The following is a 21,674-nucleotide window of genomic DNA, read 5'->3' as shown; positions in this document are numbered from 1 at the left end:
ACGCCAGTGCGTTAAATCGCGCCGCCAACGCCCTTAAACTTTTCTACGAAGGTGGAAATCCGCTGAAAAACGTCTCGCTTCTTGGTCAAATATTGCGGGTTGAGCGGACTCATTCTCGGCAAGATGGAAGTCAGCTCCGTACCGTTTTCGCTGGCATACTCGCGCTTGATTGATGTCGCGATATAGCGCTTGGCGGCATCGGGATTTAATTTCTCATCAGCAATGAGTTCCTCTGCTTCGCGACTTTGCTCAGATTGGGCGAACGTAAAGAAGGCTTCGATCACGCCAGCTTTGTCCCCAAGGTCATCCAAGTTCGTTTGATTGATGAAGTCGACAATCAGGCTTTCCTTCGCGCGGTTGCCGATACTGCCTCGGATCACACGGCGGATTTCGCCAACCAGCTCCGCTTTGCTTCTAGTCTTCTTGTTATGATCAAAGATAAGCTCAAGTATATAATCTAGGTTGATTTCCTGAGACTTCAGCAGATCGACCTCAAATACCACATCGTCCCAGTCGACCACTGACTCGCCTTGCTCTTCGCCGGCCTTCTCGCGACGCAGCCAATCCCGGATATCATTATAGGTCGACCGGTAGTCTTGGACCTTCCGATCAGCTGGAATTTTGACGGACTTGAGCTCCGCCACGTCATCATCGCTCAAATGATGCAGCTCTTTATACGCCGTCAGCGCTGCCTCATCTCCTTCACTGATCTCTTGAAGTTGCCGCAGGCTTGCGAATTCATCGTAGTTCTGAAGGATGTTCTCTATGCGCAGATACTCGCCGAACAGCTTTGCAAAGGCCTTTTTGTCTGCTTCCTTTTCGATCGCGGCGGGGTCGGGGAAACGGTCGTCAAGTTCCCGCACCACCTCGACAAAGCCTCGCCTTGCCTCACCCGTTGTCTGGTCTATGAAGCCCTCCATGTACTCGGAGTAGCCCTTCTCCAGAACAACGCTCTTCGTGTTGGCGTTGCCAAAAAGCGTGATCGCTTTGACGGTTGCCTCTTCAAGGTCGCGGAAGGTGACGATGTTGCCAAAGGTTTTGGTCGCATCATAAATGCGATTAGTTCGTGAATAGGCTTGTATGAGGCCGTGAAAACGCAGGTTCTTGTCCACGAAAATAGTGTTGAGCGTTGGCGCGTCGAAACCGGTGAGGAACATACCCACCACTATGAGAAGATCCACTTCCTTAGCCTTTACCCGCTTGGCCAAGTCCCGATAGTAGTTCTCAAAGCCTTTGCTATCGACGCTGAAATTCGTCCGGAAAAGCGCGTTATAGTCGGCGACGGCAGCGCTTAGAAACTCCTTGGCGCTGCTATTGAGCGCAGAGATCTCAAAACTCTCGTCGGGAATGTCGCCAATCGCGTCCTGCTCTTCATTAGCGGCGAATGAAAAGATGGTCGCGATCTTCAGCGGTCTGTCGCTGCCGGCCTGGAGCTCCTTCAGCTTCTCATAATAGAGCTTTGCCGCATCAACGCTGCTCACCGCGAATAGGGCGTTGAAGCCATTATTGCCGCCATAAAGCCGATGCGTTTTACGACGGAAATTATCGATGATGTATCGCGAAATGCCAGCGATGCGCTCTGGGTGCTGAAGGGCTCGCCGGTTCTCAGCGGCAGTTAGTTTTTTCTCGTCCTGTTCGGTCTCGATCGCCTTAAACTTCGGGCGCACATCGTTGTAGTCGACCTTGAACTTCAGCACCTTCTCGTCGCGGATCGCGTCGGTGATCACATAGGAGTGAAGTTCGCTCCCGAATACGCTGGCCGTCGTCTCCGCACCCGAAGCATTCTCCGGGAAGATCGGCGTACCGGTGAAGCCAAACTGACAGAATTGCTTGAACTTGCGTTTGAGGTTCTTTTGCGCCTCTCCGAACTGGCTACGATGGCATTCGTCGAAAATGAAGACGACTCGCTGGGTATAGACCGGCAGGTCGCCCTCGCTCTTCATCAGATTGTTGAGCTTCTGGATCGTCGTGACGATGATCTTGTTGTCGTCCTTAGAGAGGTTCTGCTTCAATCCGGCGGTGCTGTCTGAGCCATTGACGCTATCCGGGGAGAAATGCTGATACTCCTTCATCGTCTGGTAATCGAGGTCCTTGCGGTCGACCACGAAAAAGACCTTGTCGATGAAGTCGAGCTGCGTGGCGAGACGCGCTGCCTTGAAGCTGGTCAGCGTCTTGCCTGAACCCGTCGTATGCCAGATATACCCGCCGCTTTCCGGTTTGCTTAGCGTCTTGCCTTCGAACGAGCTTCTGGTCTTGCGCAAAATGCGTTCGGTCGCCGCGATCTGATAGGGGCGCATCACCAGAAGCGTGTCGCTGACGTCGAAGACGGAATAGTCAAGCAACACCTTCAAGAGGGTGCGCTTCTCGAAGAAAGTCGCCGTGAAATCCTTCAGGTCCCGGATCAGGCTGTTATCGGCCTGCGCCCAGTTCATAGTGAAGTCGAAGCTGTTCTTGTCGCGCTTGGTCGTGTTAGCGAAGTAGCGGGTATCGGTGCCGTTAGAGATCACAAAGATCTGGAGGTATTTGAAGAGCGAACTGTCCGAGTTGAAGCTCTCTTTGCTGTAACGGTGGATCTGGTTGAACGCCTCGCGGATGGCAACGCCGCGCTTTTTCAGCTCGACCTGTACCAGCGGCAGACCGTTCACGAGGATCGTCACGTCATAGCGGTTCGCATGCGTTCCGGCCTGCTCGAACTGCTTGATGACCTGGACTTTGTTGCGGCAGACGTTTGCCTTGTCGACGAGATAGATGTTCTGAATTCGGCCATCATCGAAGACGAAATCGAAGATGTAGTCGTCATGGAGCTTGCGGGCTTTGTCCGTCGCGCTGTCGCTGGGCTTGTCCAAATAGGTTTCGACGAAGCGCCCCCATTCCTTATCAGTAAACTGAACATCATTGAGCGCCTGCAGCTGCACACGCACATTGGCCAGCACGGCGTCTTTTGACTTCAGATCGGCCCGAAATTCATAGCCCTGTTTGCGTAGGTCCTGGATCAGCTCCCGCTCAAGATCGGATTCGGACTGATAGCTGTCCGCCGCCTTCCAGGCGCGCACATACTTATCGAGCACGATAAAACGATTGGTCTCGGCGATCGGGGTCATCTGATCAGGCATTCGGGGTCTCCTCCTGCCAATAGCTGTAATTGTTGCGGAGATGATCTAGTAGGAGCTTCACCGTCTGCTTTTCCTGCGGCGCGGGTTCGGCGATGGTCTCACTGGAGAGCGTGCTATGGCTCGTAAACTGAATGATGCGGTTCATGTAAAGTTTCTGATCGCCCGGAAGCAGCTCTGACCATCGCGGATAGCCCAGAAAGTTCGATGTCTTTTCATAGAGATTGCGCAGCAGTGTGAAATGATAGCGCTCGATCTTGTCCGCCGCGATTGCCTCCTCCAGCGTCCGCTTGAGGTAGAGGTGATAAGAAAAGCTCTGGTTGGAATCGCCATTCTTCGCGTCTAGCTCAAAGGTTCCATCCTCCAGCCTTTTCAGCATGTAGCAGGTCTTTGTCCCCAACTCATTGAACAGCACGTTAAAGAACAGCGGGCTGTGGGTCGTGATGATGAACTTCAGGCCGTTCACGCTTTCACTTCTCTTGATGAGTTCGGCGACATCGACGGCAAGCTGAATGAGATGGTTCTCGTCGAGCGAGCTAACCGGGTCATCGATAAATATGTATTCGAGATCGTTGAACTGATCCGTCTCGCGCTCATCGACTTCGGCGACATTCCGGGTGCTGATGACCTGATCCAGCAGACAATAGAAAACGCTCCAGATGAAGTTGCTTTCTTCACCCTTCGATATTTTGAGACGTTCTGGGTTGGTCTCCGGATCTTGCCCCAGTGTGAAGATCACTTCGGAAAATGCCGGTACGGTGATCTCTTTGTCATCCTTGTCCCTGGTTTTGTATTCCTCATTGAAGCGGGGCGTAAGGTTCGGCTGGGTGTAACGCTGAAACACGGTGATCACATTGAGGTCGAGTCCAAGATCTTCGAAGGCGGACCTGGTGAACGCATTCGGCTGAATGCAGAGCTTCCGCTCGGTATCGCCGGTCAGATCATTGTCCCAGTAAAAGAGGTCTTCGGTGAAGGCGTTATAGTAGAGCACCCTAGGGCGATAAGCGTCGTCCCGTTCCTCGGTCTTCGGGTCGATTAGCTCTCTGAATGCGCGGGACAGTCGCGTCTTGCCGGAGGCGTTGAACGCATAGATCAGCTGCACCTTCTTGTCGGCGTCCCTCAGCGTCTCGGCGATCTCGATCAGCGTCTGTCCCATTTATGTCGCCTCTGCATCAGATTTGGGAAAGCTCAGCAGCTGATCGCGGTAATAGGCGTATTGTTTTTCACGCAGCTCGATCTCGCGGGGTAGGCCTTCGCTGATCGAAGTCGTCAGCGTGTCGAACTTGTCGAGGATTTCGACAATGCGGGCTTGTTCTTCGAGAGACTTCTGAGTGTCATTAGGGTACGGGACAGGAATCTCCGCTTTCCCAAAAGGCTTTATAAGGAGCGTGTTTATCTTTGTCTGAGCTACATACTTGTACTTCTTGGCAATGAAATCTGAGGTTTGCATGCAGTAGGCGACGAACTTAGGGTTCATCCCATGCCGAAATGCGTAGCAATGGTCATGTATTGCTACCTGCTTTTTCCCTAACCATGCCATTGCCTTGCCAACTTCATCGACAGTCTCGCCGACGTCGGTAAGGATAACATCGTTAGGTTGCGCATAACGCAGAGAACCAGCCATAGCGCTGCTGACTTTCGAAAGCGCTTGCGAGGCATAGACGCCGTAACGCGTGTAGATTTCACCGTAGTGAATTACGTCAATGCCTTGATCGACATAATCGGCTTTCGTAAAGCGCTTCCCACGGATGAACTCACCAATCTCGTCCAATGGTTTCCATTCGACATCCCCACCTTCAAAGCTGAGAAGCCGGTCGCGGTAGTGGGTGTACTGTTTTTTGCGGGCGGTAAGCTCGGCGGTAAGCTCGGCGGTAAGCTCGGTGAAGCTGTCGAGTATCCGAACAATCTCCCCCTGTATCGCCAGCGACTTCTCCGGATCATCCGGGCACGGGATGGGGATTGTCTTGTTGCAGTAGTTGCTTATCCACTGCCGTTTATGGTCTCCCTCGACCAAACCGCTAGGCAGCGTGTTTAGCCAGTGAAACACGTATCTCAGAATGAACCTGGCATCGTCACTTGAGGTGATTATCTTCATCGCCGACGACTTAACTTTGAAATCGAAGTCGGCCCATTTGTTGGCAGTCGTGAAATCATCAAAAATAATGACGGCCGATCGCGAGCCTTCACAAATTCCTTGCTCTTCATCTGTATAGCCCAGAATGAAAGACTTTCCAGCTGTCAGAACCGGCGTTTTGTGGGCATCACTGTAATTTGCCGATTTCACAATATATCTAGTCGGCTGTTCATATTGAGTGACGTCCCCCAAAGGCACCCACGCCACCTCCGCCCCATCCAACAGTTTCTCCAAAAAGCCTGCCGCGCTCATACGTCGATCTCCGCGATGATGGCGTCGATGTCAGCGCGCAGCCGGTCGATCTTCTCAACCGTGGCGCTGATCTCGGCATTCAGCTCATCGATGTTGAAAACCACGCGCGTGTCGCGCGGCTCGACGTAGGAACTGACCGAGAGGTTGTAGCCCCGCTCCACGACGGTCTCATAGGGCACCGAAGCCGCAACATGGTCTACGTCCCCCTTACGATCAAAAATCTCCATCACCCGCCCGATGTGATCGTCCGTCATCAGATTGGTGTTGGTGGCCTTCTTGAAAAACTCCTCTCCTGTGGCATCGATGAATTGAATGGCCGTGTCGGTCTTGTTCTTGGCGAGGACCAGGATCGTCACCGCGATGGTCGTTCCGTAGAAAAGGTTGGAGGCGAGCGCGATCACGGCCTCGACATAGTTGTTGTCGACCAGATATTGCCGGATCTTCTTCTCCGCGCCGTCGCGATAGAAGATACCCGGGAAGCATACGATCGCCGCACGGCCCTTGGCCGAGAGATAGCTGAGCGCATGGAGCACAAAGGCGAAATCGGCCTTTGATTTGGGTGCCAGCACTCCCGCCGGAGCAAAGCGGTCATCGTTGATCAGGGTCGGATCGTCCGAGCCGATCCACTTCACCGAATAGGGTGGGTTGGAGACGATGGCATCAAAGGGCTTGTCGTCCTGGAAATGCGGATGGGTGAGCGTATCGCCGCGCTGTATATTGAACTTGTCGTAATTGATATTGTGCAGGAACATGTTCATGCGGGCGAGGTTGTAGGTCGTGTGGTTGATCTCCTGCCCGAAGAAGCCATCTTCGATGATGTGCTCTTCGAATTGCTTCTTGGCTTGCAGCAGCAGCGAGCCGGAGCCGCAGGCCGGGTCGTAGATCTTGTTGACTTTCTCCTGCCCATGCATCGCGAGCTGCGCGATGAGTTTGGAGACGTGTTGCGGGGTGAAGAACTCACCACCGGATTTGCCCGCGTTGGCGGCGTAGTTTGAGATCAGGAATTCGTAGGCATCGCCGAACAGATCAATCTGACTGTTGTGGAAGCCTCCAAAATCCAGCTCCGCAACGCGTTTCAGCACTTTGGCGAGGCGGCTGTTTTTCTCCGTGACCGTGTTGCCAAGCCGCGTGCTGGTCGTATCGAAGTCGGTGAAGAGCCCCCTGATGTCCTGCTCGGAAGGGTAGCCATTGGCCGACGACTCGATCGCCGCGAAAACCTGAGCCAGATCGGTGTTCAGGCTGTCATTCGTATTGGCGTCTTTCGCCACATTGGCGAACAGCTGGCTGGGATAGATGAAATAGCCTTTGGTCTTGATGGCATCATCCTTGATGTCATCGGTGACGACATCGTCCGGCAGAGCAGCATAGTTGATGCTATCGTCATCCGCCTCGATATAGGCGGCGAAATTTTCGCTGATGAAGCGGTAGAAGAGCGTACCCAGGACGTACTGCTTGAAGTCCCAACCATCGACCGAGCCGCGCACATCGTTCGCGATGTCCCAGATTTTCCGTTGAAGCGCGGCGCGTTGTTCCTGGCCCGTCATCTCTTTTCCATCCTTCGTCGGATTGGCCTCGCGCTTGAGCCAGCCCTCAATAACAACTTGCCGGGATCGCCAGCCGCCCTCAACCTTGTGACCCGCCGGCCTCCTGTCGACAGCTGGGTTCGGGAATCAACAGCGGCTTAGCTAGCCCCCATTTCGCATACCGCCCTTTGAAGTCATTTCCCACTGGGTACCCAGTGAACTCCCACGCGGAAAGGGCTCGCGCCAGGCTGGCCGGACGGTACCTAGTTAGAGTGGCTCTGGAGTGGTGGTGCCGCTTAGGTGACTCGAACACCTGACCCCATCGTCGCGAAGGCGACCTCTGGTAAGCTCCCTTCCCACCACATACCCACGGAACACCCAAGCGGAAGCGCCTTCCGGCTTATCCCGGCCGGGCGTCAAAGCTAGCGCTACTCTGGAAAAGTGGTGCCGCTTGCGTGACTCGAACACGCGACCCCCTCATTACGAATGACCCACTAAGGCTGGAGGCACTCTGGCGTGGAAACTCGGTATAGACTGGGATTTGCGCGCTTCCGCCCGCTTCCGTCGTCCGATCCTGTTGGAAGTGGTGGTGCCGCTTAGGTGACTCGAACACCTGACCCCATCATTACGAATGATGTGCTCTACCGGCTGAGCTAAAGCGGCTCCGGTCGGCGGCCTGACGAGTGTCGGTGGCCGCGCGAGGTCGGGTCTTTATACGGGTCCGGCGGACTTGCCAAGCGCTGTCAGCACGGAGTTTTCATCCGGGGCCTCGGCGGTGCGGATTTCGGCAAAGCTGAGGGCGGCCAGAGGGGCGGCGGCGGCGGCGGAAATGCAGACCGCAACGCGGTTTGCGGCGACGTCGGGCGTCAGGACGGCCGCCAGAGCCGCAGCAAGCGCGCGGGCGGCGCGGGGCGAATGCAGCAGGACGGCGTCGAAATCGGCGGGGGGGGCGGCGTCGGTTTCCTCAGCGGTGTAGACCGGCAGGCGTCGGACGGCGTGTTCGGGCAGGAGGGCGGGCAGGTCGCCGGCGGGCTCGCGGGCGCCGGGGGCGAGGATCAGGCCCTGGATCGGGCTGGCCTTGATGAGGGCGGCCAGGGCGTGGATGTCGCCGGCGGCGGAGCGGGCGTCGGTGAAGCCCGCGTCGCGGGCGGCCTCGGCGGTGGCGTCGCCGACCGCGAACACGGGAAGGTCGCGCAAGTCCAGAGTCAGGGCGGCGAAGGCGGCGACGCCGTTGGGACTGGTGAAGGCCAGGGCGGCGACCGTGGCGAAGTTCGGCGCAGTCTTAAGGGCGTCGGGCAGGGGGCGGATGGCCAGCAGGGGCGCGACGACGGGGTCGTAGCCGAGCGCCGTCAGCCGCGCGGCGGTGCGCGCGGCGCCGGGCTGGGCGCGGGTGATCCAGACGCGGCGGATCGGCCGCATGGCCTACAGGTCGATCTTCTGGTCGCCGGCCTCGGCCTGGACTTCGGCGCCGAGGCGCAGGCCCAGGGCGCGGGCGTGGCCGAGGGCGGTCGCAGCCGAAACGCCCGAGATTTCGCCCACGCGGCGCCAGCGGGCCGAGCCGTCGGGGCTGAGCATTTCCGTGGTCAGGCGCAAGGTCTCGCCTTCGATCAGGGCGTAGGCGCCGATGGCGGTGCGGCAGGAGCCTTCCAGCGCCGCCATGGCCCCGCGCTCGGCGGCGACGCAAAGCGCGGTCAGATCGTGGTTGAGGGCGCGGGTCCAGTCGGCGCCGGCGTCGTTCTCGCGGGTCTGGATGGCCAGAGCGCCCTGACCGGGCGCGGGCAGGAAGTCGTCGAGCGACAGGCGCTCGCGGATGACGCCCGCGAAGCCGAGACGGTTCAGGCCCGAGCAGGCCAGCAGGATGGCGTCGAAGTCGCCGTCCTTGAGCCGCTTGAGCCGGGTGTCGACATTGCCGCGCAGCATCTCGATCTGCAGGTCGGGGCGCAGGGCCAGGGCCTGGGCCTGGCGACGCAGCGAAGCGGTGCCGAGACGGGCGGCGTGCGGCAGTTCGGCGAAGCTGGCGAAATGCTCGCTGATGAAGCCGTCGCGGGCGTCTTCGCGCATCGGCACGGCGGCGATGGCCAGGCCCGCGGGCTGTTCGGCGGGGACGTCCTTCATCGAGTGGATGGCGACGTCGACGCGGCCGTCCAGCAGGGCCTCCTCGATCTCCTTGGTGAACAGGGCCTTGCCGCCGACTTCCAGCAGGCGGCGGTCCTGAATCCGGTCGCCGGTGGTGACGATCTCGACCAGGGGAACGAGGGTCTCGATCTGGTCCTCGGCGACGCCCAGGGCGCGGCCGATGGCGCGCTGCATCATGCCGGACTGGGCCAGGGCCAGCCTGGAACGGCGGGTGCCGATGCGGAGGAGGGGTTCAGTCACGTCGAGACGCCGTTGCGAAAGAGGGGGCGGGTCGCTAACTCCGCCCGATGAAGATGGACGCGGACTATAGCAGGGCGACGGACGGGGCAACCGAACGCGGGTCGGACGGATTGACCGTCCTGGGTCTGGAGACCAGCTGCGACGAGACCGCCGCCTCGGTGGTGCGCCTGACCGCAGCCGGGGCCGAGGTTCTGTCCAGCGTCATTCACAGCCAGATCGACGAGCACGCGGCCTTCGGCGGCGTGGTGCCGGAAATCGCCGCCCGCAGCCATGTCGAGATGATCGACGGCGTGGCGCGCCGGGCCATGGCTGAGGCCGGGATCGACTACGCCGCCCTCGACGGAGTGGCGGCCACCGCCGGGCCGGGCCTGGTCGGCGGGGTCATGGTGGGACTGAGCTACGGCAAGGCCGTGGCCCTGGCGCGCGACCTGCCGCTGATCGCGGTCAACCATCTGGAGGGCCACGCGGTCTCGGCGCGGCTGGGGGCGGAGACGAGCTATCCCTTCCTGCTGCTGCTGGTCTCGGGCGGGCACTGCCAGCTGCTGGAGGTGCGCGGCATCGGCGACATGAGCCGGCTGGGCACGACCATCGACGACGCGGCCGGCGAGGCCTTCGACAAGATCGCCAAGGCCATGGGGCTGGGCTATCCCGGCGGGCCGGCGCTGGAGAAGCTGGCCGCGTCCGGCGACGGTTCGCGCTTCGACCTGCCGCGGGCCTTGCTGGGCCGCAAGGACTGCGATTTCTCTTTCTCGGGCCTGAAGACGGCCGCCTCGCGACTAGCCCAGACCTGCGAGAGCGAACAGGACAAGGCCGATCTGGCCGACGCGGTGCAGAAGGCGATCGCGCGCCAGCTGGCCGAGCGCACCGAGCGGGCCATGACGGCCTATGCCGAGCAGCACCCGGAGCTTGAGCCAGCGGGGGGCGCCCTCAAGCAGCCGAGCGCCGCGCGCGAGGCGGTAGGGCCCAAGAATGAGCGTCATTTCGTGGTGGCTGGGGGTGTGGCGGCCAACAAGACGATCCGGCGCACGCTGGAGGATCTGGCGACGAAGCACGGCTTCAGCTTCCTGGCGCCGCCCATGGTCTATTGCACCGACAACGCCGCCATGATCGCCCTGGCGGGGGCCGAACGGCTGGAAAAAGGTCTGACCTCGGACATTGATGTCGCCGCCCGGCCGCGATGGCCTCTGGACGAGGCGCGCGCGAACGCCGATCCTGTGCACAAGAAAACGGGCCGCAAGGGCGCCAAGGCTTGATCGCCCTGGGTTCGGGCGGTGGTCGGGGGACCGGAGAAGACATGGAATTTCATACGGCAGGCGTGATTGGCGGCGGCGCATGGGGCACGGCCCTGGCGCAGAGCGCGGCGGCGGCGGGCCTGGCCGTCGTCCTGCAGGCGCGCGAGCCCGAGGTCATCGAGAGCATCCGCACGCGGCGGGTCAACGACGCCTTCCTGCCGGGGATCGAGCTGGATTCGGCCATCAACGTGACTTCAAGTCTGGCGGATCTGGCCGATTGCGATCTGATCCTGGCGGTGCCGCCGGCCCAGCACATGCGTGCGACCCTGGCCGCCTTTGCGCCCTACGCCCGGCCGGGTCAGCCCATCGTCCTGTGCGCCAAGGGCATCGAGCGCGGCTCGCTGAAGCTGATGACCGATGTGCTGGCCGAGACGATTCCGTCGGCGACGGCGGCCGTGCTGTCGGGTCCCAGCTTCGCCGCCGAGGTGGCGCGAGGCCTGCCCAGCGCCGTGACCCTGGCCTGCGCCGACGCGGCCATGGCCGAGGCCCTGGCGGGCGCCCTGTCGGGGCCGGTCTTCCGTCCCTACTACGCCGACGACCTGATCGGGGCCGAGACGGGCGGGGCCTTGAAGAACGTCCTGGCCATCGCCTGCGGCATCGTCGAGGGCCGCGAACTGGGCCGCAGCGCCCACGCCGCGGTCATCACGCGCGGCTTCGCCGAGATCGTCCGCGTGGCCCAGGCCTTGGGCGGCAAGGCCGAGACGGTGGCCGGCCTGTGCGGTCTGGGCGATCTGGTGCTGACCTGCTCCAGCCCGCAGTCGCGCAACATGAGCCTGGGCCTGGCCCTGGGTCAGGGCATGAGCGTGGAACAGGCCCTGGCCGGCAAGCGCTCGGTGGCCGAGGGCTATGAGAGCGCGCCCGCCGTGCGCGAGCTGACCCGCAAGCTGGGGGTCGAGACCCCCATCTGCGAGGCCGTCGCCGCCGTCCTGGCGGGCGAGACCACGGTGGACGCGGCCATCGAGGCCCTGCTGACCCGGCCGCTCAAGCCCGAACGCGAATAGTCACGTTTCTTCCGCTCATCCCCGCGGAGGCGGGGACCCAGTTCGAGCCGTTTCGCGGACCTATGCCCATGACTATTCAACTCGCACGCCTTGGGGCCAAAGCACTGGGTCCCCGCCTCCGCGGGGATGAGCGGGGGCGGGGATGACCGACCAACCCGCTACTGACGAGCGCAAGCGCGTCTGGAAGACGCCGCCGAACGTGCCCCTGTGCGCGGAAGACGACATCGCCGACCCCGGCTCGCGCGGTTTCGTGCTGCAGATCGGCGAGGCCTTCTTCCACGGCTTCGTGGTCAAGAAGGACGGGGCGGTGGCCGGCTGGGTCGACCGCTGCCCGCACGCGGGCTTCCCCATCGCCATGGAGCTGGACCGCTATCTGACGCCGGACGGGTCGCTGATCATGTGTGGCTGGCACGGAGCCATCTTCGAGCCCCTGTCCGGCGCCTGCGTCGGCGGCCCCTGCGCGGGGGGCAAGCTGACGCCCTGGCCGGTGGAGGCCAGGGGCGGGATCATCCGGACGGCTTGAGGTCGGGCTATTCCTTCGGGACGATCTTCGGGTCCTTTGTGAAGGCCTCGTCGACTTCTTCCTCGGTGATGCGCTTGGACGGGTCGCCGGGCTGGTTGAGGTTCTGCTCCTCGGTGCCGTCGCCCATCATGCCGGGGTAGGGCGTCTTGGGATCTTTCTCGGCCATGCCGGGCCTCCTTCGTGCAGGTGGAGACAGGGCAATCCGGCAAGGGGGGCCGCGTTCCATCACGGCCGCGCGAGCAGGCTACTTCTTCAGGCGTCTGGCGTTGGCCACGGCGGCGGCGTGGATGGGCGACAAGGCCTGGGCCTGCAGCTTCAGCATGGTGTTTCCCAGGTCCCAGCTGTCGGACAGGGCGCGGGACCAGAGGCCCACGCCCCAGGCGGCCTGCAGCGCCGCCGCCCCTGCCAGACTGTCCGCCTTTGCGAGCCGCGCCAGGTGGGCCGAGGCTTCCAGCCCTTCGCGGTCGGCGATGCGGCGGCCCTGATCGGCCAGATCGAGGGCGCCGGACGCCACAGCCCCGGCCGAAGCGGTCAGGGCCTCGACCTTTTCCGTCCCCATGCGACCCAGTTCGGCGTGATCGGCGCGCAGGGGGTCGGCCAGGGCTTCGCCCATGATGGCCAGACGCCGGGCGATGACCTGGGCCGAGGCCTCGGCGGTCTCCTGTCCGGCGCGGGCGGTGCGGGCGGCGCGAGCAATGGGGTTCATGCAGTGAGCCTGGGCCTGTTCCGCTCGCGGGGCAAGCGGATCAGGCCCCTTCTGCTTCAGGGCAGGACTTCGGCAGCGAAGGCCGAGACGTCCTGGATCAGGGCCGGGATGGCGGCGTCGATGATGGTCTGGCCCTTCTCGGGGCTGGCCTGGGCCGGGTCCGAGCCGATGCGGCCGTCGGGGAAGCGGGCGCGGTAGTCGAGCGCGTCGCGGATCGGACCCATGGGAGCGATCTTGGGGCTGTAGGCGGCGGTCTTGATATGGTCGGGATAGGCGGCCTGGGTCACCGCGATCTCGGACGGAGTGGCGTGGGCGCCGTGGCCGACCGGGAAGATCTCCTCGCACAGCTTGTGCACGCCGGGCAGGTCCCACCAGTTGCGCAGCTTGAGCACGAAGGGCGGCTGCTCCTCGACGAAGGACCACTCGGCGTAGATTTCCGAGAAGGTGGCCTCGATGGTGGCGATGTTGCCGCCGTGGCCGTTGAGGAAATAGATGCGCTCGAAGCCGTGACGGGCCAGGGACGACACCCAGTCGGTGATCGCGGCCATGAAGGTCGAGGGGCGCAGGGAGATGGTGCCGGGGAAGGCCAGGTGATGCTGGGCCATGCCGATGTTGAAGGTCGGGGCGATGATCAGGCGCTCGTCGCCCTTCTCGGCGGCGTGGGCGATGATTTCCGGGCAGAGCCAGTCGGTGCCCAAAAGGCCGGTCGGGCCATGCTGCTCGTTCGAGCCGATCGGCACGATGACCGTCTTGGACAGGGCGGCGCCGTCCTTCAGGCGCGCGTCGATTTCGGGCCAGGACGACAGGTGGATCAGCATGGGGAACTCCGCGAGGGGGGGCAGAAAGACGCCTGCGCTTTACGCCGATCCGGCCAAAGGGCCAAACGCGAGCGCGTCTAACTGGGCGCGAAGGCGCGGATGAAGCGGCGGGCCGTTTCGCGGGCGCGGGCCGGGGCGTCGTCGTCCTCGAGGTGAGGCAGGCCGAGGACCGCGCGCAGGTGGCCGTGGCCCAGAACCATGCCGGAGAACATCTCGGCGGCGGCGGCGGGGTCGGGCACGGACAGCAGGCCGAGGCGATCCTGTTCGCTCAGCCAGGCGGCGATGCGGCGCACGCTCTCGCCCGGACCGGCGTCATAGATGGCGCGGGCCAGTTCGGGCGCCTCGGGCGACATCAGGGCCACCCCGCGCAGGGAGGCGCCCTTGCCCTCGCGGCAGATCTTGCTGATCAGGGTCTCGGCGATGGCGGTCAGGACGTCTTCGGGCGCGGCCCCGGACGTCAGGGGGGCGGTGACGGCGTCCGAGCGCTGGGCCGCCAGGGCGCGGGCGATGTCGAGCTTGGTCGGAAAGCGGTTGTAGAGGGTCTGCTTCGACACGCCCGCGCGGCGAGCGATCTCGGCCATCGAGGCGCCCGCGCCCTTTTCCACGAACAGGTCCGAGGCGGCCTGAAGAATGGCTTCGCTCTTGTGTTCGTCGACCTGACCGGGGGCGCGGGGCATCAGTGGACCTCGGACGGGCCGGCCGTGGGATCGGGCTTGCCGGGCTTGGACAGCAGGGTGACGAAGGCGGCGCAGGCGCAGGCCACCGCCAGCAGGGCGAAGGCGTCGCCGAAGGCCAGGGTCGTCGCCTGCTTCTGCAGCATGCCGTAGAAGGCCTTCATCGCCGCAGCCTGCGGGTCGATGGAGGTCGAGAAGCGCTGGGCCATGCCGGCGATCATGTTGCGCACCGCCGTGTCCGACTGGTTGATGGCGCTGGTCAGCTCGACCATGTGCAGGGCGGAGTTCTGGGTCAGGGAGGTGTTGAGGATGGCCAGGCCGAAGGCGCCGCCGACATTGCGCGACAGGTTCACCAGCCCCGAGGCGTTCTTGACCATGTGCGGCGGCAGGGTGGACATGGTCACCTGCTGCGAGGCGATCATGGCGATCATGACGCCGCAGCCGCGCACGGCCTGAACCCCGGCGAACTCCCAGAAGCCCCACTCGCCCGTGACCAGGCGCGCGTCCCACATGCCCCAGGCGCACAGGATGAAGCCGACGAACATCAGGATGCGCGGATCGAGCAGCCGCACCAGACGCCCGGCGAAGGGCGCCGTGGCGAACATGGCCAGGCCTGAGACCACCATGGTGGTGCCGACCTCGGCCGCCGAGTAGTCGCGCACCCGGCCGAGGAAGAGGGGCAGCAGGAAGGTGCCGCCGAACAGGGCCGCGCCGACGATGAAGGTCATGATGACCCCGACGACGAAGTTGCGGTTGGCGAAGGCGCGCAGCTCGACGATCGGGTTGTAATAGACCAGCGAGCGCCAGATGAAGGCCGGGCCGCAAATCACGGCCACCAGGCTGAGCAGCAGGATGTGGTCGTCGGCGAACCAGTCGTTCTTGGCGCCTTCTTCCAGCACGAATTGCAGGCTCATCAGGAAGGCGGCCATCAGGCCCAGGCCCCACCAGTCGAAGCCCTTGGCGAGCGAGGCGTCGCCCTTGTCGAAATGGGCGTAGCGGCCGACCAGGAAGAGGACGATCACGCCGGGGAAGATGTTGATGAAGAAGAGCCAGCGCCAGCTGAGCCATTCCGTCAGGTGACCGCCCAGGGTCGGACCGACCGTGGGGGCCAGGGTCACGATCAGACCCATGATGACGCTGGCGGTGACGCGCTTCTCGGGCGGGAAGGCGGTGAAGGCCACGGCGAAGACGGTCGGGATCATGGCCCCGCCGAGGAAGCCCTGCAGGGCGCGGAAGAAGATCATCATCTCGACTGACGACGACAGGCCGACGGCCACGCTCATGATCAGGAAGCCGACGCAGGAGGCCAGGAACAGCTTCTGCGTGCCCCACAGGCGCGACAGGTATCCCGACAGGGGGATCATCACGACCTCAGGGATCAGATAGGCGGTCTGGATCCAGCTGATCTCGTCAGCCGAGGCGCCGACCCCGGCCTGGATCTGCGGCAGGGAGGCGGCGACGATCTGGATGTCCAGGATGGCCATGAACTGGCCGATGACCATGCCGGCGAAGCCGAGCAGCAGGACAGGCCAGTTGATCTCCGGCCGGGCGGTCGCGTCGGCTGGAGCGCCCGCCGGAACGGCGGCGTCGGTCACCGGGCCGTGTCCAGGGACGCGGTTTCAACCTGGCCCAGATGGGCGTCGGCGAAGGCGGCGCCGCCCTGGCTCTTGAGGTCCACCTTGACCTCGACCGACAGGCCGGGGCGCAGGGTGACGGTCTCGCCCGAAGCGCCGCGGTCGACGACGATGCGGACCGGGACGCGCTGGGTGATCTTGGTGAAGTTGCCGGTGGCGTTTTCGACCGGGATCAGGGCGAACTCCGAGCCGGTGGCAGGGGCGAAGCTGTCGATGCGGCCTTCCAGAGCCTGACCAGGGAAGGCGTCGGCCTTGATCTCGACCGACTGGCCCAGGCGCATGCGGCCGACCTGGGTCTCCTTGAAGTTGGCGACCACATAGGTGTCCTGCACCGGCACGATGGACATCATCTGTCCGCCCGCCTGCACCACCTGGCCGACGCGCACGCCGCGGGCGCCGACGACGCCGGCGACGGGGGCGCGGATGACGGTGCGGTCCAGGGTCAGCTGGGCCTGTTCGACCAGGGCGCGGGCCTGCTCGACGGCGGCGACGCTCTGGCTGCGGGTCGAGCCGAGAACGGCGGCGGTGCGTTGTTCGGCGGTCAGGGCGGCCTGGGCCTGGGCGACCGAGGCGCGGGCGGTTTCGGCGGTGGCGCGCTGGGTCTCGATGCGCTGTTGCGACACCCAGCCCTCGGCGGCCAGCTTGCCGTAGCGATCGACCTCGGCGCGGGCCAGACCGGCCTGGGCCTGGGCCTGGGTCACGGCGGCGGCGCGGGCGGCGATATTGGCCTGTTCCTGCTCGGCGCGGGCGTCGACATTGGCCACGGCGGCGGTCAGGGCCGCCAGATTGGCCTGGGCCTGGGCGAGGGCGGCCTTGGCGTCGGCGTCGTCCAGACGGGCCAGGACCTGACCGGCTTCGACGCGCTGGTTGTCCCTGACCAGGACCTCGATGACGGAGCCGCTGATGCGCGGGCTGACGGAGACGGTGTCGGCCTGGACGAAGGCGTTGTCGGTGCCTTCCCAGCGCTGCTTGCCCTGCCACCAGACCACGCCGCCCCCGATCAGGGCGAGGCCGACGACGCCGCCGACGATGAGGGGCAGGCGTTTTTTCAGAGGGGCGGGGAGGGCCATGGGGAGACAGCTCGCTTCGATTTTGGCGCGTAAAATGGACAGAGCCGTCCAAAATACAAGAGGCGCCTGCGCGATTTCGTCGCAGGCGTGGCCTCGGCGCCGCGCGGCTAGTCCGTTGAGGCTTGGAAGGCCGCCCGCTGGAAGGCTTCACCGCGTTTCACCGTGAACTGGAGCCTGCGAAGGTTGGCGACGTCCGCCTCGGGATCGGCGGCGACGAAAACGAGGTTGGCCAGCTTGCCCGCTTCGATCGTGCCCATGTCCTCGGACTGGTTGACGGTGCGGGCGGCGGTCCGGGTGGCGGCGACGAGGACGTCGGCCGGGGTCATGCCGACGGCGTTCTGCAACAGCTCCATCTCCTCGATCAGGGCGGGCCAGGGGTCGCTGTCGGGCGTCTCGCCGTCTGTGCCGGCCGAGATGGCCACCCCGGCGCGATAGGCCTGACGGGTCAGGGCGAAGACCATGGGGCCGGAACAGATGGGCTGGCGAGCGCCCGGCGCCGCGGCCGCGCGATCCTGTTCAGCATAGACCCGGACGGTGGCGTCCAGAACGATGCCTCGATCGCGCATCTGCTCCAACAGGTTTTGAACCACGAGGTTGTCGCCCTTGAGGAAGGGGGCGCGGTCGATCGGGGTGCGGCTGGCGTAGCTGACGGGGCGATCCGCCGGAGCCTGAGCCTGATGCGCCAGGATGCAGGCGTGGGACATGACGTCGGGTGCGGCGGCGATGACCTCCTGCGGGGTGGCCGGATAGACCATGGCGTGGGTCCAGACCGGCACGCCCTGGCGATGGGCCTCGGCGGTGATCCGGGCCACCAGGTCGCCGGGCAGGTCGGCGTAGATCTTGATGCCGGTCGCGGACGTGCCGCGCGCCATGGCCACGGCCAGAGGCAGGTCGGTGTCGGCGGTGATGGCCTGCATCCACGGCGTCCGGCCCGCGACGGCCCCGGCGCTGACCGCCTGGGTGCGCGGGTCCTTGAAGAAGCCTTCGCCCGCCATCAGGGCGGCGTAGTAGATGTCGGGCGAGGGGACTTCGCCGACCCGAGCCTGACGCGCCAGCTCGCCGACCGAGCGCAGGTCGTCGGCCATGCCGCGCACGGCGGTGACCCCGGAATAGAGCCAGCGCCGCATCTGCGCCCGCGCCGCCTCGGCGTCGGGCGGGGTGGCGACATGGACGTGGGTGTCGATCAGGCCAGGCAGGACGTAGAGGCCCGCGACGTCGACCGTCTCGGCGCCGTCGGGCAGGGGGGCGCTGTCCGGCTGGACGGCGACAATCCGCTCGCCTCGGGTGATGATCGTCAGGCCTGCGCGTGAGGGCGCGCCGGTCCCGTCGAACAGGGCGGCTCCGCGATAGGCGACGATCTTCGGTTCAGCGGGCGCGCCCGAGGACGGCGCTGCGGCGCCATGCCAGGCGGCGAAGGGATCATGGGCGGTCGCCGCGCTCGCCGTCAGCATGGCTGCAAAGGCGGCCAGGGCGGCGCCGGCCCGCCAGGTCCTGATGGTCGTCATGTCCGTGTCTCCCCCGAGTCCTGCTCGCCGGTTTGGGTCATGAAACGGCGGGGGGCAAGCCGCAAGACGTTGACGCCGCGCGCGGGGGAGGCGAAGCGAGGGCATGACCGTTCGTCCACGCGCCCCGTCCAAGGCCCCGTCCAAGGCCGTCCGCGCCGCCCTCACGCCGCCGCCGGGCAAACGGTCGCGTGCGCCCAAGAAGGCGCCGGTCGGGGCCGTGATCGGCTGGCCGCCGGATGAAGACCGGGTGGAGGAAATTTTCAGTCGTCTGGCAGGCGTCATGCCGGACCCCAAGACCGAGCTGGATTTCGTCAATCCCTACACCCTGGTGGTGGCCGTGGCCCTGTCGGCCCAGGCGACCGACGTGGGGGTCAACAAGGCGACCAAGGCCCTGTTCGCCGTCGCCGACACCCCGCAGAAGATGCTGGCCCTGGGCGAAGAGGGGCTGATCCCGCTGATCGCCTCGATCGGCCTCTATCGCACCAAGGCGAAGAACGTCATCGCGGCGGCGCGGATGCTGGTCGAGCAGCACGGCGGCGAGGTGCCGCTGAACCGCGCCGACCTGCAGGCCCTGCCGGGCGTGGGCCGCAAGACCGCCAGCGTGGTGCTGAACGAACTGGGCATCGAGCCGGCGATTGCGGTGGACACCCACGTCTATCGCGTCTCGCATCGGCTGGGGCTGGCCAACGCCGCGACGCCGGACAAGGTGGAGCAGCAACTGCACAAGGTCGTGCCCGAGGCCTGGCTGCCCAAGGCCCACCACTGGCTGATCCTGCACGGCCGCTACACCTGCCTGGCGCAGCGGCCCAAGTGCGGGGCCTGCGTGATCGCCGACCTGTGCCCGTCGCGGTCGAGCTTTGTGGGCCTCTGATCTCTTTCGTCATCCTCCGGCAAGCGGCGTAGCCGCGCAGACCGGGGGACCCAGTGGCGCGCGAGAGCGCGACCCTGTTGCGGGCGCTGCGTGAGAAGGAAGATCGCCTTCGGCGCCTCTGGGTCCCCCGGTCGCCCTGCGGGCGCCGGAGGATGACGGAAGAAGAGAGCTACAGCCCCAGCCGCTCCGCAACCGCCCGCCCGAAGCGGGCGCCGGCTTCGGGGGCGGAGCCCAGATAGAAGTCCGGCTCGATCAGCTCGGCCTCCATCAGCAGCCATTGGCCGTCGGCGTCGGGCACCATGTCGATGCGGGCGTAGAGCAGGGGTTCGTCGATGGCCGCCAGCGTCCGTTCCGCCAGAGCCAGGGCGCCCTCGGGGGCCTGATCCAGACGCTGATACTGGCCGCCGTACTGGACCTGGATGCGGAATTCGTCGGCGTGGGCCGGGCGCTTGTTGACCACATGGCTCAGTTCGCCGCCGAAGAAGAGGAGGGAGGTCTCGCCTGCCGTGGCGATGGTCGGCAGGAAGGGCTGGATCATGGCCCCGCCAACCGGGGCGTCGGACAACACCTCTTCCAGCAGGTCGCCGGCCGCGACCTTGAGCGTGCGCCAGGCGCCGCCGGACACGGTCGGCTTGACGATCAGCTGCTCGGCGCCGGTGGCGGCGAAGGCGGCCTCGACCACGGCGGGGCTGGCGTGTTCGGTCCAGATGGTCGGCGGGATGGCCACGCCCTTTTCCGCCAGCCTCGCCAGATAGCGTTTGTCGGAGTTCCAGCGCAGGACCTCGGCGGGATTGGCCAGGGGCGCGCCCGCCTCGGCCCAGGTCGCGCAGGCCTGCATCCAGCGATCGTGGTCGCGGTGGTAGCCCCAGACGATCAGAGGCAGGACCAGCGGATAGTCCATCAGGCCGTGGGCGCTTTCCACATGATCGGTCCAGGGCGTCGGGCGGGCCGTGATCCCCGCCGCAGCCAGGGCCTCGCTCAGCCGGTCCAGCACGCCCGGCCATTGCCCGGCGTAGGAGGGGTCGGCGGGATCGGGGGTCAGGACGGCGACTTCGGTCATGCGGCAACTCCTCAGAGCGACCTGCATAGGCTGTTTTCGTCGGCGTCGAAAAGCCCGGCGCTGGCGTCGAAGCTCTTGTGCCGCTATGGGGCGCGCATGACCCAGACCGCCACCTCCACCGCCCGCTTCGACGTCTGCGCCGTCGGCAACGCCATCGTCGACGTGCTGAGCCCGTGCGAGCCTGCCTTCCTCGAAGCCCAGGGCCTGACGCCCGGTTCGATGCAACTGGTGGACGAGGCCCAGAGCGCGGCCCTCTATGACGCCATGGAAGCGGGGGTCGAGGCTTCGGGCGGGTCGGCCGGCAACACGGTGGCGGGCGTCGGCTCGTTCGGCGGTCGCGCGGCCTATATCGGCAAGGTGGCCAGGGACACCCTGGGCGAGGTCTTCACCCACGACATCCGCGCCGCCCACGTCCACTTCGACACCCCGGTTCTGGAAGACGGCGCAGGCGCCGGCTTCGGCACCGGCCGCTGCCTGATCAACGTCACCCCCGACGGCCAGCGCACCATGTGCACCTTCCTCGGCGCCGCCAACCAGCTGACCACGGCCGACATCGACGCCGACCTGATCGGCGCCAGCGAGATCGTCTATCTGGAAGGCTATCTGTTCGACCCGGCCCCAGCTCGCGCCGCCTTCGAGGCCGCCGCCGCTGCGGCTCATGCTGCGGGCCGCAAGGTCGCCATCACCCTGTCGGACAGCTTTGTCGTGCACCGCTGGCGCGCCGAACTGCTGGCCTTCATCGAGGCCTCGGCGGATATCGTCCTGGCCAATGAAGGCGAACTGCACGCCCTGTTCGAGACCGAGGACTTCGACCACGCCGCCGCCCACCTGGGCCGCATCGTCGAGGTCGCCGCCGTGACGCGCGGTGAAAAGGGCTCGGTCATCTTCCGCGGCGACGAACGGGTCGAGATCGCCGCCTTCCCCGTCGACAAGGTGGTCGACACCACGGGTGCGGGCGACCAGTACGCCGCCGGCGTCCTGCTGGGCCTGGCGCGCGGCCTGTCGCTGGCCGAGGCCGGCGCCCTGGGATCGTTGGCCGCCTCGGAAGTCATCGCCCACTGGGGCCCGCGCCCCATGGTCAAGCTGGAGGCTCTGGCCGCCGAGCACGGGCTCAAGCTCTGATCG

19 protein-coding genes and 1 tRNA gene are annotated in these 21,674 nt (G+C 64.8%); 5 read left to right on the top strand and 15 right to left on the bottom strand.

Translation table 11 applies throughout. The features are described from left to right. Positions 1 to 11 precede the first annotated feature (11 nt). The 7 genes from RTY13_RS16625 to hemC all read right to left on the bottom strand — a co-directional run bounded on the left by RTY13_RS16625 (position 12) and on the right by hemC (position 9,395). The gene (locus RTY13_RS16625; RefSeq protein WP_312785156.1) at positions 12 to 3,113 is read right to left on the bottom strand and encodes a type I restriction endonuclease subunit R; all 3,102 of its coding nucleotides are present in this window, start codon (positions 3,111 to 3,113) and stop codon (positions 12 to 14) included. Continuing rightward, complete coding sequence (locus RTY13_RS16620; RefSeq protein WP_312785154.1) at positions 3,106 to 4,266, bottom strand: anticodon nuclease; 1,161 nt, start codon at positions 4,264 to 4,266, stop codon at positions 3,106 to 3,108. The genes RTY13_RS16625 and RTY13_RS16620 overlap by 8 nt, the downstream gene beginning before the upstream one ends. Beyond that, positions 4,267 to 5,496, bottom strand: coding sequence for a restriction endonuclease subunit S (locus RTY13_RS16615; RefSeq protein ID WP_312785152.1), 1,230 nt, complete (start codon positions 5,494 to 5,496; stop codon positions 4,267 to 4,269). Beyond that, entirely contained in the window at positions 5,493 to 7,040 is a 1,548-nt protein-coding gene (locus tag RTY13_RS16610; RefSeq protein WP_312785150.1) for a type I restriction-modification system subunit M, read from the bottom strand. Before RTY13_RS16610 ends, RTY13_RS16615 begins: the two co-directional genes overlap by 4 nt. Before the next feature lie 566 nt (positions 7,041 to 7,606). Further along, a tRNA-Thr gene (locus tag RTY13_RS16605) sits at positions 7,607 to 7,682 on the bottom strand. A 48-nt stretch (positions 7,683 to 7,730) separates the two neighbouring features. Beyond that, a complete protein-coding gene (locus tag RTY13_RS16600; protein ID WP_312785148.1) occupies positions 7,731 to 8,438 on the bottom strand; it encodes a uroporphyrinogen-III synthase in 708 nt (235 codons plus the stop codon). A gap of 3 nt (positions 8,439 to 8,441) precedes the next feature. Next, entirely contained in the window at positions 8,442 to 9,395 is a 954-nt protein-coding gene (gene hemC / locus RTY13_RS16595; protein WP_312785147.1) for a hydroxymethylbilane synthase, read from the bottom strand. A gap of 53 nt (positions 9,396 to 9,448) precedes the next feature. On the opposite strand from hemC, the gene tsaD reads away from it, so the two are divergent. The 3 genes from tsaD (at position 9,449) to RTY13_RS16580 (ending at position 12,211) form a co-directional block, all read left to right on the top strand. Further along, the gene (gene tsaD / locus RTY13_RS16590) at positions 9,449 to 10,648 is read left to right on the top strand and encodes a tRNA (adenosine(37)-N6)-threonylcarbamoyltransferase complex transferase subunit TsaD (protein ID WP_312785191.1); all 1,200 of its coding nucleotides are present in this window, start codon (positions 9,449 to 9,451) and stop codon (positions 10,646 to 10,648) included. A gap of 41 nt (positions 10,649 to 10,689) precedes the next feature. Beyond that, positions 10,690 to 11,688 (top strand): NAD(P)H-dependent glycerol-3-phosphate dehydrogenase, encoded by a 999-nt coding sequence (locus RTY13_RS16585; RefSeq protein WP_312785146.1) that lies wholly within the window; start codon positions 10,690 to 10,692, stop codon positions 11,686 to 11,688. Between the two features lie 142 nt (positions 11,689 to 11,830). Continuing rightward, complete coding sequence (locus tag RTY13_RS16580) at positions 11,831 to 12,211, top strand: Rieske (2Fe-2S) protein (RefSeq protein WP_312785145.1); 381 nt, start codon at positions 11,831 to 11,833, stop codon at positions 12,209 to 12,211. Positions 12,212 to 12,218: 7 nt separating this feature from the next. Here the strand turns inward: RTY13_RS16580 and RTY13_RS16575 are convergent, their stop codons facing one another. The 7 genes from RTY13_RS16575 to RTY13_RS16545 all read right to left on the bottom strand — a co-directional run bounded on the left by RTY13_RS16575 (position 12,219) and on the right by RTY13_RS16545 (position 18,618). Further along, positions 12,219 to 12,377 carry a hypothetical protein gene (locus RTY13_RS16575; protein ID WP_207824187.1) on the bottom strand — a complete coding sequence of 53 codons (159 nt, stop codon included), beginning with the start codon at positions 12,375 to 12,377 and terminating at the stop codon, positions 12,219 to 12,221. A gap of 78 nt (positions 12,378 to 12,455) precedes the next feature. Further along, positions 12,456 to 12,917, bottom strand: a complete 462-nt coding sequence (locus RTY13_RS16570) for a phasin family protein (RefSeq protein WP_312785143.1) — start codon at positions 12,915 to 12,917, stop codon at positions 12,456 to 12,458. A 56-nt stretch (positions 12,918 to 12,973) separates the two neighbouring features. Continuing rightward, complete coding sequence (locus RTY13_RS16565) at positions 12,974 to 13,735, bottom strand: creatininase family protein (protein WP_312785142.1); 762 nt, start codon at positions 13,733 to 13,735, stop codon at positions 12,974 to 12,976. 77 nt (positions 13,736 to 13,812) lie between these two features. Beyond that, on the bottom strand, positions 13,813 to 14,412 hold the full coding sequence (locus tag RTY13_RS16560) for a TetR/AcrR family transcriptional regulator (RefSeq protein WP_312785141.1): 600 nt from the start codon (positions 14,410 to 14,412) through the stop codon (positions 13,813 to 13,815). Then, entirely contained in the window at positions 14,412 to 16,004 is a 1,593-nt protein-coding gene (locus RTY13_RS16555; RefSeq protein ID WP_312785140.1) for a DHA2 family efflux MFS transporter permease subunit, read from the bottom strand. Before RTY13_RS16555 ends, RTY13_RS16560 begins: the two co-directional genes overlap by 1 nt. Then, the gene (locus tag RTY13_RS16550) at positions 16,001 to 17,113 is read right to left on the bottom strand and encodes an HlyD family secretion protein (protein WP_312785138.1); all 1,113 of its coding nucleotides are present in this window, start codon (positions 17,111 to 17,113) and stop codon (positions 16,001 to 16,003) included. Before RTY13_RS16550 ends, RTY13_RS16555 begins: the two co-directional genes overlap by 4 nt. Before the next feature lie 107 nt (positions 17,114 to 17,220). After that, entirely contained in the window at positions 17,221 to 18,618 is a 1,398-nt protein-coding gene (locus RTY13_RS16545; RefSeq protein WP_312785137.1) for an amidohydrolase family protein, read from the bottom strand. 103 nt (positions 18,619 to 18,721) lie between these two features. Between RTY13_RS16545 and nth the strand changes: the two genes are divergently transcribed. Beyond that, a complete protein-coding gene (gene nth, locus RTY13_RS16540; protein ID WP_312785136.1) occupies positions 18,722 to 19,489 on the top strand; it encodes an endonuclease III in 768 nt (255 codons plus the stop codon). Between the two features lie 169 nt (positions 19,490 to 19,658). On the opposite strand, the gene RTY13_RS16535 is transcribed toward nth, so the two are convergent. Next, entirely contained in the window at positions 19,659 to 20,549 is an 891-nt protein-coding gene (locus RTY13_RS16535) for a transporter (RefSeq protein WP_312785135.1), read from the bottom strand. A gap of 96 nt (positions 20,550 to 20,645) precedes the next feature. Here RTY13_RS16535 and RTY13_RS16530 point away from each other — a divergent pair, with 96 nt between their 5' ends. Continuing rightward, on the top strand, positions 20,646 to 21,671 hold the full coding sequence (locus tag RTY13_RS16530; RefSeq protein WP_312785134.1) for an adenosine kinase: 1,026 nt from the start codon (positions 20,646 to 20,648) through the stop codon (positions 21,669 to 21,671). Positions 21,672 to 21,674 lie beyond the last annotated feature (3 nt).

Source organism: Brevundimonas sp., assembly GCF_032055285.1.
Classification (GTDB): Bacteria; Pseudomonadota; Alphaproteobacteria; order Caulobacterales; family Caulobacteraceae; genus Brevundimonas.
This window is presented reverse-complemented; position numbering and strand designations above follow the sequence as displayed.